We start from the raw sequence: 14,858 nt of genomic DNA, 5'->3' as shown, positions 1-14,858 counted from the left end.
ATTTGGAAGTAATATACAATATTTTAACAGCGTAAATAGCACTACCATATAACGGTTTTTTTTATTGGCGTTTAGTAGTGCTTTTTATTAAATATAAACCTATAAACCATATAACACGTTTTTCTATACCTGTTTTTAATTCAGTAGGAACAATAAAATGTATAGAGGTGGTCTACTATGCGTAAAAAAGAAGATAAATATGATTTTAGAGCCTTTGGTTTAGCCATTAAAGAAGCTCGATTGAAACGAGGTTTAACTCGTGAACAAGTGGGAGCATTGATTGAAATTGACCCACGGTACTTAACTAATATTGAAAATAAAGGGCAACACCCCAGCATACAAGTTCTTTATGACCTTGTATCGTTACTTCATGTTTCCGTTGATGAATTTTTCTTACCTGCTAATAACTTGGTAAAAAGCACCCGACGATTACAGATAGAGAAATACATGGATAGCTTTACAGACAAAGAACTATCCTTAATGGAATCTTTAGCCAGCGGTATCAACGAAGCAAGAAACATCGAAGACTAATTAAAAGAATCCATACATAACGGAAAGAGCCGATAAAATGAGATTGTATTAATCTCATTTTATCGGCTCTGCGTCTTTGCGTCTGGCTCTGTAATCACAGTTACTTTGAACTGCTTTATTTCAATTAAATTTTCTTGTCTGCATTTCGGACAATAGAGGGGGAATTTTTTTAATTCAGTATCTTCCCTTATCTTTAATCGTGTTTTATTTCCACATACAGGACACACAATATCCACTTGTAGTTTATAATAACTATCTCCTCCTTTACACTTTAATTCAAATCTTTATTAAAAAATATTTCATCTTATTTAACAAGAAACCATATTTATATAACAACATAAAATACACTAAGTTATTTTATTGAACATATATCGTACTTTATCTATCCTACTATTTGGACGACGGGGCTGGCAAACAGGTTCACCGGTAGTAACATGGTACCCTTTTAACTCTGTTAAACAAACACTACGTCCATTTGTAAAGAAAGTTAAATCACTACGATATTCTTGAATACAACGAGCAGGGATTTCTCCACTAAGAATGACCTCATTATTTTTCAATTGAGTGTCTACGATGTTCGCACAATATTTAGGAGCATCGTTGTATGCTCGTGAAAGATATTCCTGTGGCGCATAAATTTTAAAACTAAGATATGGCTCTAACAATTCTGTTCCAGCTTTTTTTAAGACTTGTTCCAATACAATAGGAGCAAGCATACGAAAATCTGCTGGGGTACTAACAGGGCTATAGTATAAGCCATACTTAAAACAGATTTTACAATCCGTCACATTCCAACCATATAATCCTTGTTCGCAACCATAGCGTATCCCTTCCATAACTGCATTTTGAAATGATTGATTTAAGTATCCAAGAGAAACCGAGCTCTCATACTGCATTCCACTTCCCAACGGAAGCGGTGATACAGATAAACCAATGGAAGCCCAGAAAGGATTTGGCGGCACTTCGATGTGAATGGTATATTCTGCATTTTTTAACGGTCTCTCCATATAAATGACTGTAGGCTCTTTTAGTTCTATCTCCACATGATACTTTTCTTGCAACAGTGCACTAATCACTTCCATTTGTACTTTCCCTAAGAAAGAAAGTATAATTTCATGTGTCGTAGAATCCACGTAATATCGTAGAAGCGGATCACTATCTGAGATTTCCAAAAGGGCATCAAGCAACATTTCTCTCTGTTCAGGTTTACTCGGTTCAACAGTTGTTTGTAGTAGAGGGTGCGGATTTTCAATCTTTTTTCTCTGTGGCAATAGTTTTGTATCTCCAAGAACACTATTTAACTTCAAAAACTCATTTTGCAAAATAACAATTTCTCCAGAATAAGCTCTATCAATCTTACATAATTCACCATTTATTGAAGTATACATTTCTGTAACTTTTATTTTTTCTTTTTCTGATACTCTAACCGAATCTCGTAAATGTAGTACTCCACTATAAAGGCGTATATATGCAAGACGTTGTCTTTTTTTTGTATATTCAATTTTGAAAACATTTCCGCAAAGTTCAGACGGACCTCGATGTGTTGATGAATAAAATTTATTAGTAATAACTTCTATAAGGTTATCAATCCCTATATTACTTTTTGCACTTCCATGATAAAGAGGGAACAGAGAACAATTCTGAAATCTTATGCTTTCCTCTTGTTCGAGTTCCAATGCTTCTAATGATTTACCGGACATATATTTCTCTAAAAGGTCATCGTTTCCCTCTATTACCGTATCCCATTGTTCAGATTCGGTAAAGTTCGTCACACACATATTAGGATACAGTTCTACCTTCTGTTTGATTACAATTTCGGCAGAAAGTTTCTCTTTAATATCCTGATAAACCGTTGATAAATCAATTCCATTTTGGTCAATCTTATTGATAAAAAAGATTGTGGGAATCCCCATTTTCCTAAGTGCATGAAATAATATACGAGTTTGTGCTTGTACGCCATCTTTTGCAGAAATCAGTAGAATTGCCCCATCTAAAACTGATAATGAACGATATACTTCTGCTAAGAAATCCATATGTCCTGGCGTGTCTATGATGTTCACCTTCGTATTTTCCCACTGAAAAGAGGTTATTCCTGTCTGAATTGTAATTCCTCTCTGACGTTCTAAAAGCGTATTATCCGTCCTCGTTGTACCTTTGTCCACGCTTCCTAATTCTGTAATCGCTCCACTGTTATATAATAAGCTTTCTGTTAAGGTAGTTTTTCCTGCATCAACATGAGCTAAAACTCCAATATTAATAATTTTCATGTGATTTTCCTCCATTCAAAAACCCAAAAGGGCATAAAAACCCCAGTGATAAATACTTTTATCACTGGGATTTTTATGCATAACCATAGGTATACAAAGCATACAGATATTCTCTGGATACTTTAGAATCACATGATAAAGGTATTCTTAAACTGGGTACAAAAAACTAAGCCCTCCTAAAAAAGGACATCCAATTATTTGTTCCCACTATCAAATTGACAGTTTATTTAAGAATACCTTGCCGCATATTTATTAACTCCTTTTAAATAGATACTTAAATAATAGCACGTAAGAGCATATTTGTAAAGGAATCTCCAATTTTTTATCAAAGAGAGTACGTGATTACAAAATAGCTGTAATAATGTACCAATATTTGTTATTCTATAATCTTCCAATTACTCCCGTTCTTTTCAAGTACCAAATCAAATTGAGATACCTGCGTTGCTTTGGTCTGCTGGTCGATATACTCCACTGTCAGCGATACCGTGACTTGATTATCCTTACGATTGTGAATAGGATTTACCAGTTCTTGAAAGATGTACTCTTTTCCGATTGGTTTTAATATCCCGTCATTCACATAGTAGGAAAGTTCACTGGCTGTCGCTGTAGGATAGAGCTTGAAGAACGTCGTTAAAAACTCATTGATTTCATTGGTTGTAATGGAATCAACCGTCCCCTCACTTTCAATGGCTTTTGGTTTATAACTTGATTTCTTAGGTATGTTGGTAATGGTCGGATTCTTAACCAGTACCATATTTCCAGAACCATCTACATAGACACTCACTATATAAGCAGAGTGGACGGTCTTTGTATTTTCTCCCTCTGTAATGAGCTGGTCTACACTGTAGGTTACATTAAACTCATTGTCGCCAGTTGGCTCTACCGTCCATATCTGAAATCCTCTTACAGAAGACGATACAGGAATATCTTTGCGTACTGTATCAACATTGAGAGCTTGAAGTTCATCTGTCAGATAGCCTTTTAGACTTTCCATTCGATTATCAATGGACTTATCGGATTGCTCCCATGAATAGTAGACTTTCGCAAAGTTCTCTACAAAATTTTCTACATGATGAGTATCAACGTATTCCTTTTCTATGATAGTTGTTTCGTGAATAGTATGAGTATCTATAGCTGTAAAGTGCTTGAATATCGCAAAGCTGAAACTAAGCCCTAAAAGTACCCACAAGGCAATCACAACCTTTTTATGAGGATTGACCTTATAGTAGACACGAGGTTTCTTTTCCTTTGGTATCTGTTTTTCTTTATTCTGATTTTTTCTAAATTTCATCATTAAATCTTCCTTTCTCATTGTTTGATTCGTCCTGCTCCCACTAAATGCTGTTGCCAGTAGGGGCTTGTTAAGTCGGCATAACCGATTGGGTCGCCTGCATGAAACATACGGTTATTGCCAAGGTATATCCCAACATGAGTAATATAAGAGCCAGCGTTATAGGTAGAATGAAAGAAAACCAAATCGCCAGCTTGTGCTTCCGATAGTGGGATATGCTGGGTCACATCATATTGCTGTTGTGCGGTTCGTGGTAAGTTAATTCCAGCTTTTCCATACGTCCATTGTGTCAGTCCGCTACAATCAAAAGAAGTAGTCGGGGAAGCTCCACCGTAAACGTATCGCCAGCCCTCATATTTCAGTGCTTCGTCCATGATGGCTTGTACCGTATCATCATCAAACTCTGTTGTGACAAGATACTGCGTTACCAGTTGCACATAAAACATATTGCCATAGTTGTATCGCCAGCCCCCATTGATAGGTATGGCTATGGGATTGGGGTAAGACACTTTTTCGCCACCTGAATACTCTTTTGAGAAACTTTGAGCCAGTTCAAAGGTATATTTATTTCCACGATTAGCCACATACCCTAAGAAACCACCACCATAATTGTAGGACTGGATAACCGATTCTAAATCTACACTGAGCCTTTCGCTACTGGCTAATAATTCACTGAAATACTTCACACCTTGCTTAATGGATTCTTCTGTACTCAATGAATTAGGTGGAAGACCGAGGGATTCCGAGGACTGCATAACATCTTCCGCAGTACCGCCCGATTCCACCTGTATAATCGCAAGAAGTATGTTGACATATTCTTCAACGCCATATTCTTTGGCATATTTTTCTACCATAGGCTTATGAGCCAGCACTTCTGCGGAAACATTCACACCTCCATAATGAATATTGGAAATTCCGCTGTCCTGTTCATCTGAAAATAAAATGGCAACAAACAGAAGCAGTGAGAAGACCATCAAGAATAATCCAGAACCACCAATCACTAAAGTTTTCAACTTCATGGTTTCTTACCGACTTTCTTAATGGTGGCGGTTTTGATTGGTGGTCTACTTCTTGTATTTTGTAGTGGTACTCTTTGAACAGTAGACGGACGTTCTTTTGTGATTGGACGTTGTGAAGTTCTATCTGCTGTAGTGCTTGAAGTTGCTGGCTTTTGAACGGTTTTTTCTTGAACGGTATTGCCTTGGCGTTCCACTTTTGGACTTGAAAAATCGGACTTAACTGCTGGACGCTCTTGTTTGGCTTGTTGAGATTCCTTATATGAAGTCTGAATATTAGACTGTTTTGAGGTCTGTTCATCATGATATTGTTCTTGTCTTGTAGTCGGTCTTTCATGAACAGAAGAAGCAGGCTGTTTTTTCTGTTTGACCTGTTCCATTTCAGAGCGACGCTTCGCAATGGTTTTTCGCCTTTGTTCCTGCTGTTCCTTGCGTCCACTGGCTCTGTCCGCTTTGGTTTGAGAAATACTACTGGTTAAATCACGGACATTCTCTTTTACTTTGGATTTTCCTTGATATACTGCATATCTTGCATTGGTCGGCAAATCTTTAACCTGTTCTTTCAAACCACTAGCAGTGTCTACCATTCTGTCTTTGGTATCAGCTACTGTACCGATGGTTTGACCGATACGTTTTCCAAGTGTTGATTTTTCCTTTCCGTCTGGTCGGGAGTGATCTGCTTGTGTCCTTGCAGAACTCCCCGAACCCGACTGTCCTTTTTTACCTGTAACAATGGCAGACCCAGCCCCTAGAGTAGTCATGGAACGTCCAAGTTTCCGCTGTAGACGGTGCATGTGAGCGTGCATAAGCATACGAGGTTTTCTCATCACACGACTTCCCACACTTTGAGAATCGTTACTCTGTAGAGAAAACATACTCATTAAATCGCCCAGCTTGAAGTAGATTCCTGCAAAGGTCACAATCTGTAGAAAAGCAATCAAAAAGAACGGATAACCAGCCGATAAGGTATAGAGCATGGTTGAAATACTAAATGCTGTCGTAATAATCAATGTGATTCCAGCTCGTGTCAAAATGGTATTAAAGAGCTTTGTTATGGCTCGTTTTGACATACCATCAAATGATGGAATCATGCTTAAAATAAAGCTCACAGGCAGAAACATAGCATAGATGATAAAAAGTACCTGCGAGAAAATCATGATTCCTGTTAATAGGAATACAAATATGGAAATCCCAATATTGAAGACAAATAGGAAGAAGACTGTACCTAAACGGTTAATGGTCTTTGTAATGGTTAGATTGGTATTGCTTCTGTCTTCAATTTCTTCCGCAACAATTTTTTCTCTGTCTTCGCCATTGTTGGAATCTGGGCTGGTGGAGAGCAGGCTTTCCACACGGTCAATACCGATACTTTCAATGTCTGAACTGTTGTATTGAAGCAGTAGCCACGGTTGCTGAACCTGTATGGAAAACAGGCTATCTCTGATTAAGTCCACGCTGTCCTTGCCTTGACTATCGGAATGGGGCATGACAATCTTCGTGCCAAGTGATAAACTGGCATTACTGATGTCTGATGAAAAGTCATTGATTTTTTTAATGTAGTCGGGAGCGTAGGCAATAAAGGAAGCCGATAGGATAAACACCAGCACAAAATTCATAATGGCATGAATTGCCTTTGTGGTTTCTCTCTTTATCAGTCCCGTATAGGCAACATAAACCCCAAGAACCAAAATCAAGAGTAAGAGGAATCCAACATAGAAACCCTCTGTTGAAAATCCGTTTGCACTCATACCAGCTAAGGTCTGCATATTCTTACCAATGGAATCTGCTGTAGCGGAAATGAAGTCTAAGGAATAGGCTTCCTGTACTAAGTAACCTGTCGCATTGGAAACATACAAACTGATTGTCCAAATAAAATTGGTAATGGCATATAGTCCATACATGACCTGTTTTCCAATCCCGTCCGACCAGTTCCACGGAAGCCAGCCCCAGCTATTATCCACATAAAAATCCAGTTGATAGTTTTCAAGTGGGTATCGGCTGTATTCATTTGCCACATTGACCGTATCATCTACCAAGCCCGCAGCTTGAACCACCGTTCCCAGCATGGCTAAAAGAAAAATGGCAATCACAAGTGTGAAAGCCACTGTCATTGCCACTTTACCTAGACGTTTCAGCGTCCAGTTTGATTTTATTCTGTTTACTATTGATGGTTTCACATTTACACCTCTTTTCGCACAGGTGGTCTGGTATCAAAGGCATGGAGCAGTTCTTCAAATACAGGGTGGAACTGTATCACACCGACACGACCATATAAATCACTGATAAGGCATTGCCCGTTTTCCAAATCACGCAATCGCTTCTGATTGTTTTCGTCCTCTGGGTCTACACCAAAAAAGGCTAAGGTCTTTTTAATCTCGTTAAGGTCAGTGGAACGAAATGCAAATTTTAAGCCGAGGTTATTTTTCAGTTTTTCATCTAAGAGGTCGTCTGTATTTTGGGTCACGAAATATACCCCAGCGTTCATAGCACGACCAGCCCGAACCAGCTTCATAGATAGTGTTTTTCCTTGTGCTACCTGTAAAAAGCTCCATGCTTCGTCTAAATCTACAATCTTGAAAATGCTTCGGTCTGTATGGATAAAGTCTAAAGCAAAGGTACTAATGACAATCAGCATAGCAACGGATAAAAGCTCCATAGTGGTATATTCCTCAAAGGAAGTTTCCTTGTCGGGAAGTACCAAGTCCGCAACCTGTATAATGTTCAGTTGTTTTTCTAAGCTGATAGACTGCTCCACATAACCATTACTGAATAATAAATGTGCAAAGTCATAGTCTGTAAAACTTTCGATATGGTCGGCTATACCGGTACTTAGTGGCGTATTCTCAACCCGTAATTCCTCAATCACTTTCATCAACCCTCGTACTTCACTATTGGTTACTGCACGAATGGCTTTTCTAAGGATTGGGAAGCGTTCCCCATCACGAGAGGAAATCCCCGTAAGGAATGTCAGAATATCAATAGCCAGTGATTCAGAATCTTTGGGATTTTTCATAATCACATAAGGGTCAAGTAAGCCTTTGTTTTTCTCATCAGAAGTCAGAGTGACGATATTGATTTCATGGGAAATCTCTGGCAAGGTTTCTTTCCATCTGCCACGTTCTGCTTTTGGGTCTACAATCACTGCTTGTGCCCCATAAAGCACCGCATAATAGACGATAAGGTTATTCGCAAAGGATTTACCACCACCCAGCGAACCAACAAAAGCCGACGCTAACGCATTGGTTACTGAACCCTTAACCCCTTGACTGGCAAGAGCAGGTTTCAGATAGACATTGCGTCCAGTATCTAAGCTGTAGCCAACATAAATCCCCTCATTTTCCCCCAGCATTTGAGTAGCACCAAAACCTAAACCAGCGAGGAAATCAGAGGTCACGTATTGAATATAATCATTCATATAACGCTTGCTGGCAGGTAAAAATTCTTCATGTAAGCCGAGCATATCCCCAAATGGTCGTACCAGTTTTACGCTTAAATCGTCATAAAAATCTTTCACTTCATTACAACGACGTTTGAGTTCGTCAAGATCATTTGCTGATACCCTTACCACATAAGACAGCTTGTACATAGATTCCTTGCTTTGGTCTAAATTGGTTTCCAGCTCATTCACACTTTCCAGAGCTTCCGCCACATTGGAGCTGGTTTCATTATCACTTTGCCAAGCGTGGTTATCCAAGTCTTTCAGTTCTTTCTTTTTATTGCGGACAGTAGATAGGGCTTTACGATTCGCTACAATTTCCACATTCATTGACGTATCAATCGGGAATGTAAATTGCTGTTGCTGGTAGTAGAAGATTTCAGAGGACGGGAAGTCCAGTTCTCCGACAATGCTGTTAATGGTAAAGTAAGCTACATAGACGGTTTCATCTTCCTGCTGGATTTTCAAATATCGCTGTTTTTCTTCCACCAAACAGCGAGTAGGCTTAATCAAGTCATAGTATTTAATCAGCGTTTCATTATCCAGCTTTTTCTTTGATAGATGGTACTCATACTCTTCATAGGCAGTGCCTGTCTGTCCGTAAAGGTGTTCAATCAGATAGCCGAAGTCGTCCTTATCTAACCTGCGGATTTTGAAACGACGAGAGATTTTATTTTCTAAGAGCTTTTCCATCTTCTGAAAACGCAGGATTTCATCATTACTCATACTAACAAAATCGCCCATCAGCTTATGGTTCACATCATAGACAAAATCAGACAAAGCATTTTTTGCTTCAACGGTAAGACTTTTCATAGAAAACTCCTGATCGTTGAGAAGCAACTTAAAGCCGATAAAGAAACGGTAGTTCACTTGATTTTCGCCAATCATGGATATTAAAGCGTCTGTCTGTTGGTCGATTTTGTCATAGGCAACCGCTTTGAGCTTGCCAGTGACTTCATTTTTGGAACGCTCTTGTGCAGAACGTATGCTGGATTCTGTACTGATTTGTAAAGCATGAATTTTGCCATCACGATTTTGTGCGATAAGCTGTCTGAAAGAATCATGCACTTGTATTTTCTGTTCTGGACTTAGAAATGAGTAATTGTAAGGAACAAGCTCATAGTAAGCATAACATTCCCCGTCTTTATTCCAGACGAGATTGTTTTCAATGTATTTAATTGGATATGCCATAAAATTCACTCCTAACTGCTGTAATGGCTTCTTGTGGCTGGTTTCTGCCAAGCGTTACTTTTTTTCCTGCATAGGTCAGCTTTGGTCGCAGTGCATAAGCAATGACAGACTTCAAAAATCCATAAGGCTTTTTACCATCAAAAGTTTTTGTAGACATAAACCATGTGAAAGCCACAGGAATCCCAAAGTATTTGAGAAATGCTCCCTCTATCATGGAAAGAGGGGGCAAGTTGCCAAGTATCATCACTGCAAAGAGTGACACGACAAACCATGTCATTTGCGTAAAGGTTATGGGAAACGGAAGTCTAAAATCATTGATAGAATACAGTACCTTTTCCACAGACCAGATACTGGTATAGCTTCGTATTTTCTTCATGTAATCAATCCTTTCATAAAAAATAGGGGTAGCTGATTGAGCCACCCCGTAAAATAGAAAATCTGCCAGTAGTAATGTACCGACAGATTTAATAGACGATTTCAAAAATCCCATGATTGGTTGAGATAAACGTTCCTGAAAGGTCTAAATCCCGACCATAGGCTTGATAATCAATATAGTTTTGAAGACTAGCTGGTACTTCGCCTAAAGCACCCGTTTCTTCAATGTAGTAGCGTGCCACGTCATACATATCATCACAATCGGAATGAATGATAATATCCTCTTGATGTTCGCTTAGTTCTTCAATGCTTGAAAAATGAGTGAGCAGAGCAGATAGCTCCGATTGTAATTCTTCGGGTAATTCCGATACCATTTCCCATAGTCGATTGAGTTCGCCAATGGAAGTGTATTCGTCAACCGTAAAGGGTAACTCGTAGTCATGAATGGCGTATTCCTCATATTCATCATTCAAGCCGATTTTCTCTTTGACTTCCTCAAAGTCAATGGGAAAGGTAAACCACGCACCGACCAATTCGCCCTCATTGTATTTGCCTAAATTCGCAATATAGACTTGCATATCGTCCATATATTCACGTCCTTTCTTTGTAGAGATTCAAAAATCCCTACCGCACTTCGTTTGGTGTACCATTCCTTTGCGGAACATAAGAAAACCACTTATATTCCACAAAAGAACGGTTTTATTTAAGCACCAATAATGCGATTGAATAGCTCTAGTAAAATGTCTTTTACTCCAGCAGCGTTGAAGACTAAGCCAACCGCAATAATCGCAATAATTAAAAAGCCAATCAGTTTGCTAAACTCACGCTTGAAGCCAAGATACAAGCCAATCACAACGATTGCTAAAAGCACCAGTGATTGAGCGTTTGATAGAAACCAGTTATAAAGGTTTTGTCCAAAATTCATAAAAATGTTCTCCTCTCTATATTCAATGAATTTGTATTTGAGTTATTTTTTTGTTGTTATCACGTCCTGTTCTTTTACTGACTGTTGCTTCAAAATCTGCTTGTGTCGGTCTGTCAGTTTCGCATGGTCGAGAATGTCTTTTACAACCTGCGTCTGGTTGATTTCATCAAGTTTAATCGCAACCTTTAAGGTCGGGGCAACTTGATGAGATAGCCAGTTCAGCGTCCTTTGGAAGGAGTAAGGCTCTGGTTTTGTGGTTAGTTTTAATCGTTCACGATTGTTCCCAATAAACCAAGCCCATTCTTCATTCAGTTTCCAATCAGAACGAGGTTTGGAATCGTCTTTATCTACAAAACGGATATACCGATTGATAATTTTAAAGGCGGTATGCTCTGGATTGTCATAGACGAGTAAATCACGGACTGCATAATAGGCACGCTCATTTTTCAATCGAATCTCAAAACGGTTTTTTACTTCTGCGTCTTCAATGGGAATATCATTTTTCTTGTACTGCTCGTAGTCCTTTTCATAGATACAGAAATAAACTTCACTTTGTAATGAACCGATATAGAGGGTGTTTCCCATACATTCCTTTTCCTCTTTGCGTACCAGTTCGCCACTGCGATAGCTTTTAAAACTGCGGAAGACGGAGATACATTCTTCCTGTTGGCACTTTTCAGTGAGTACAGGGATATTCAAAATCCCTGTCTTATCGTTAATGGCAAGGTCAAGGCGTTTCATCACACCGCCAGCCACCAAAACGTCCATAAAGAACTCATACCAGCTTCTTTGTTGTGCCAGAAGATAGCTTTCAAATTGTCTGCACCCACGACCTTTCAATTCCACCAGAACTCCTTTGTCCAGTTCATGGGAGCAAAGGACGAATATGTCGCCTAAAGCATAATGCTCTGAATAAGAATAGAAACCATAGTCCTCATGAAGAAAATAGGACAGTTTCAGTTGTAAGATGTTTTCGACCACCTGCTGTACGTCTGTTGTCGGAAAGCGAATCCTTACATAATCAAACAGCATTTCAAGGGGAGCGTCGGGATTGAAGCGTTCCAGAGCTTCCCAAAGGGACTGCTGTAAATCCTCTGATGGCTTGACTTTTCCTGTTTCAATATCGCTTAGATACTGCCTTGTAATACCAGTCGCAACAGCTAAACGGTTTTGAGATAGTCCATAAGCCAAGCGTTTTTCTTTTAAATGCTGTAACCAAGTTTGTTCATTCAGTAAAAATCCCTCCAATCAAAAAGGCGTATGTCAACTTTTAAAGCCCATTTGACATACGCTGAAATTTTGTAAATCCCTTGTAACCAAAGGATTTTCTAATGTTTTTTTGACTGTTTCCTGTCGATTTGTACCCCCCTGTTAGATACGGGGGGTTAAGTGCTGGCGTGGCTATTGCCACACCAGCCAGCAAGATCAGTCCACACCTGCGACTTCCGCTTCGCACGTCGCCTGCGTGGACTGTCTGCTGTTGGATAACTTTTTAATTTCCTCCAAGAAATCATATCCTTTTGGTACAAGGGGAGTATAAAACTCTGATATGACACTTGTTCCTACATCAACATAGCCACGACCTTTGATTCGCTTTAAGAAGAAATCCTTTTGTACGTCACTGCCAAACATCATGCCATAGCCCATTTCAGACATACGACCTAAAGCCACTCTGAAATTAAACTGATCACGGATTCCGTCGCCTAAATATTTTGCGTCTGGACGTTGACAAGCCAGTATTAGAAAGAAGCCAGCTTGACGACCTAACATGACAATCTGTTTCAGCTTATTCATAACTGCGGTGTTTTCTTTTGTTCCCAGCATTTCCATGAAAGCGACGTATTCATCAAAGATTAAGAAGTGTGCCGGGAGACCTAAGTAAGCATAATTTTTGCCAGTCTTATAGTTCTTCATCTGCTTCATTTCCTCACTACGTTTCATCATTTCTTCATAGAATGTTTCAATGCAAGAAAGCAAGTCTTCTTTTCTATAGTAGACATTTGCCATCACAGAACCTAAGTCCGCAAGGTCAGCATTTTTCGGGTCAAGAATATACAGTTTTGAATCTGTATGAAGCAAGGCTTCAATCAGTGTCAGTATAAAGTAAGTTTTACCGCCACCTGTACCACCAGCAATCAACATATGAGGGAGCTTATCATATTCCCACCATACGTTTTTCATTAAGCGAAGTTTACCATCTTTAGCTTCTACTTCATCAATAGAAATACGACTGGCTATGGTGTCATAGAGCAAAGTATATTCCACATAGGAATCCTTTAACTCTTTATCCGTCAGCTCACAGTACAAGCCACTCTCTAATTTCTTTTCCAAGTGTAAGAGTTGGTCTTGATATTTTCCCAGCGTGATTTCCACCTGTATCTGTATCAAGCCATTTTTAAGTCGATAATACATTTTAGGGAAGTAGGTTATCTTTTCCTTTGTACGACCAGCACTATCTTTAAAGAAACCCTCTGTTTTGACCTGTTCAGATTCATACCACTTGTTTTCAAGTATCATCTTTGCCAGTTTTTGACGGTGGTAAAGTTGTTTAACCGTATCATAGCGAACCCGTTTGAATACAAACGCTACCAGCAAGCAGATAAGAATTGCGACACTGAAACTGATAATTAAATAGGGAATGTCAATCTTATCTGCTTGTGATAGGTTAAAATCCTGCCAGTTGATCTGCTGGATTGTCTTCACATGAAACAGTCCGACAACCAGCAGGAAAACAGGCAGGAGTGACGCTATCGTAAAATGAAAGACTAAATCTTTACCAGATGGGCGAATCCTTTTACCACGCTGTTTCATGCGAAAAAGTCTCCTTTCTACCTAGCGACTATTTGTCTTGTGTCGGTTCTTTCTTTGCTTGTGGTTGAGCTTTGAATGAACTAGAATCCTTTGTCAGCACAATATCGTCTGCCTTGATATACCAGTCAACATCTGCTCCTTGATAGGTGGCAGTAGCAACGGTGTCCGCAATGGGATTGATAAGTTCCACCCGTGCGTTATAATCAAACTCTTTCAAAGGCACGCTGGCAGGAATACTTACTTGAATCATGCGTCCTTGTCCTTTGGATTTTAAGTCATAGGTACGTTCCTTGATTTCATCTGAAACCGACCCGTCTTCATTTTGGATTCTCACTTCACGACGTAGAGCAGAGAATTTCAATTCTCCAAAAGTCGTGTCTTTATCTAATACAATGCCATTTGCTAATCTCATCATTTTTCCTCTCTTTCTTTATTCTTTTATCATGTCGTCAGCATGTAAAAGGTAATTTGTAAAACCACGAGTGCCGATTTTGTAGCCCTCTGCGGTAATACGTGGATTGACTAACTTCACACGTTCCTCAAAGCCGAAATGTTTTTCGCCAGCTTCAGCAGGAAGCACCACCACAATATCATCTGCTCTTTGAACATCAGAATAGAGATTATAGCTTCTTGATAAGACAGTTAGCCGTCCGTTGATTCTTCGCTGAACGACTTTATCCTCGCCAGCAAATTCTAAATTGCCGAATGTTTTTTCCATGTTGGGAATCACAAATTTAAGTTCCATATTTTTACCTATCCTTTCTTTTTTATTGGCTGAATGAATGTTTGATGGTCTTAAAGAGTGGGGAACGACCTTTTGATTCTTGATTTTTTGTTTTCATAAGTTCACTTCCTTTCAAAATCGGGTAAAAAAATAGACACCTCATTTTTGAGCTGAACCCGTAAACACGGAATAATTTAATAATATTTTAAGCGGAATGTAATCTGTACATAACAGGAGACATTCCGTTTAATTTTGTTTTAATTCTGTCTTCATTGTACCATTTAATATATT

Annotated in this window: 16 protein-coding genes; 1 reads left to right on the top strand and 15 read right to left on the bottom strand. The window is 39.0% G+C overall.

The window, feature by feature from the left end; genetic code table 11:
• Positions 1-177 precede the first annotated feature (177 nt).
• Positions 178-531 (top strand): helix-turn-helix transcriptional regulator, encoded by a 354-nt coding sequence (locus ACU68W_RS06450; RefSeq protein ID WP_001227347.1) that lies wholly within the window; start codon positions 178-180, stop codon positions 529-531.
• Positions 532-590: 59 nt separating this feature from the next.
• On the opposite strand, the gene ACU68W_RS06445 is transcribed toward ACU68W_RS06450, so the two are convergent.
• From ACU68W_RS06445 to ACU68W_RS06375, 15 genes are all read right to left on the bottom strand, one after another.
• On the bottom strand, positions 591-758 hold the full coding sequence (locus tag ACU68W_RS06445; protein ID WP_000336323.1) for a cysteine-rich KTR domain-containing protein: 168 nt from the start codon (positions 756-758) through the stop codon (positions 591-593).
• Between the two features lie 120 nt (positions 759-878).
• The gene (tet(M), locus tag ACU68W_RS06440) at positions 879-2,798 is read right to left on the bottom strand and encodes a tetracycline resistance ribosomal protection protein Tet(M) (protein ID WP_000691736.1); all 1,920 of its coding nucleotides are present in this window, start codon (positions 2,796-2,798) and stop codon (positions 879-881) included.
• A gap of 15 nt (positions 2,799-2,813) precedes the next feature.
• Positions 2,814-2,900, bottom strand: coding sequence for a tetracycline resistance determinant leader peptide (locus ACU68W_RS06435; RefSeq protein WP_446756318.1), 87 nt, complete (start codon positions 2,898-2,900; stop codon positions 2,814-2,816).
• A 274-nt stretch (positions 2,901-3,174) separates the two neighbouring features.
• Positions 3,175-4,092 (bottom strand): conjugal transfer protein, encoded by a 918-nt coding sequence (locus ACU68W_RS06430; protein WP_000975335.1) that lies wholly within the window; start codon positions 4,090-4,092, stop codon positions 3,175-3,177.
• 14 nt (positions 4,093-4,106) lie between these two features.
• Positions 4,107-5,108 carry a bifunctional lytic transglycosylase/C40 family peptidase gene (locus tag ACU68W_RS06425; RefSeq protein ID WP_000769868.1) on the bottom strand — a complete coding sequence of 334 codons (1,002 nt, stop codon included), beginning with the start codon at positions 5,106-5,108 and terminating at the stop codon, positions 4,107-4,109.
• Positions 5,105-7,282 carry a CD3337/EF1877 family mobilome membrane protein gene (locus ACU68W_RS06420; protein ID WP_446756309.1) on the bottom strand — a complete coding sequence of 726 codons (2,178 nt, stop codon included), beginning with the start codon at positions 7,280-7,282 and terminating at the stop codon, positions 5,105-5,107. The genes ACU68W_RS06425 and ACU68W_RS06420 overlap by 4 nt, the downstream gene beginning before the upstream one ends.
• 2 nt (positions 7,283-7,284) lie before the next feature.
• Positions 7,285-9,732, bottom strand: a complete 2,448-nt coding sequence (gene tcpF, locus ACU68W_RS06415) for a conjugal transfer ATPase TcpF (RefSeq protein ID WP_094223661.1) — start codon at positions 9,730-9,732, stop codon at positions 7,285-7,287.
• On the bottom strand, positions 9,716-10,108 hold the full coding sequence (locus tag ACU68W_RS06410; protein WP_000723888.1) for a conjugal transfer protein: 393 nt from the start codon (positions 10,106-10,108) through the stop codon (positions 9,716-9,718). Before ACU68W_RS06410 ends, tcpF begins: the two co-directional genes overlap by 17 nt.
• Before the next feature lie 88 nt (positions 10,109-10,196).
• On the bottom strand, positions 10,197-10,694 hold the full coding sequence (locus ACU68W_RS06405; protein WP_000342539.1) for an antirestriction protein ArdA: 498 nt from the start codon (positions 10,692-10,694) through the stop codon (positions 10,197-10,199).
• 116 nt (positions 10,695-10,810) lie between these two features.
• Positions 10,811-11,032 carry a hypothetical protein gene (locus ACU68W_RS06400; RefSeq protein WP_001009056.1) on the bottom strand — a complete coding sequence of 74 codons (222 nt, stop codon included), beginning with the start codon at positions 11,030-11,032 and terminating at the stop codon, positions 10,811-10,813.
• Positions 11,033-11,074: 42 nt separating this feature from the next.
• On the bottom strand, positions 11,075-12,280 hold the full coding sequence (mobT, locus tag ACU68W_RS06395) for a MobT family relaxase (RefSeq protein ID WP_000398284.1): 1,206 nt from the start codon (positions 12,278-12,280) through the stop codon (positions 11,075-11,077).
• Positions 12,281-12,457: 177 nt separating this feature from the next.
• Positions 12,458-13,843, bottom strand: coding sequence for an FtsK/SpoIIIE domain-containing protein (locus tag ACU68W_RS06390; protein WP_094223662.1), 1,386 nt, complete (start codon positions 13,841-13,843; stop codon positions 12,458-12,460).
• Positions 13,844-13,871: 28 nt separating this feature from the next.
• On the bottom strand, positions 13,872-14,258 hold the full coding sequence (locus ACU68W_RS06385; RefSeq protein WP_000985015.1) for a YdcP family protein: 387 nt from the start codon (positions 14,256-14,258) through the stop codon (positions 13,872-13,874).
• A gap of 15 nt (positions 14,259-14,273) precedes the next feature.
• Positions 14,274-14,588, bottom strand: coding sequence for a YdcP family protein (locus tag ACU68W_RS06380; RefSeq protein WP_000420682.1), 315 nt, complete (start codon positions 14,586-14,588; stop codon positions 14,274-14,276).
• Between the two features lie 184 nt (positions 14,589-14,772).
• The gene (locus ACU68W_RS06375) at positions 14,773-14,853 is read right to left on the bottom strand and encodes an IS3 family transposase (protein ID WP_080551595.1); all 81 of its coding nucleotides are present in this window, start codon (positions 14,851-14,853) and stop codon (positions 14,773-14,775) included.
• Between the last annotated feature and the right edge of the window lie 5 nt (positions 14,854-14,858).

Source organism: Finegoldia sp. P2-F-LR (assembly GCF_052932265.1).
Note: the sequence above shows the minus strand (reverse complement) of the source record. Positions and strands in the feature narration are given on the sequence as shown.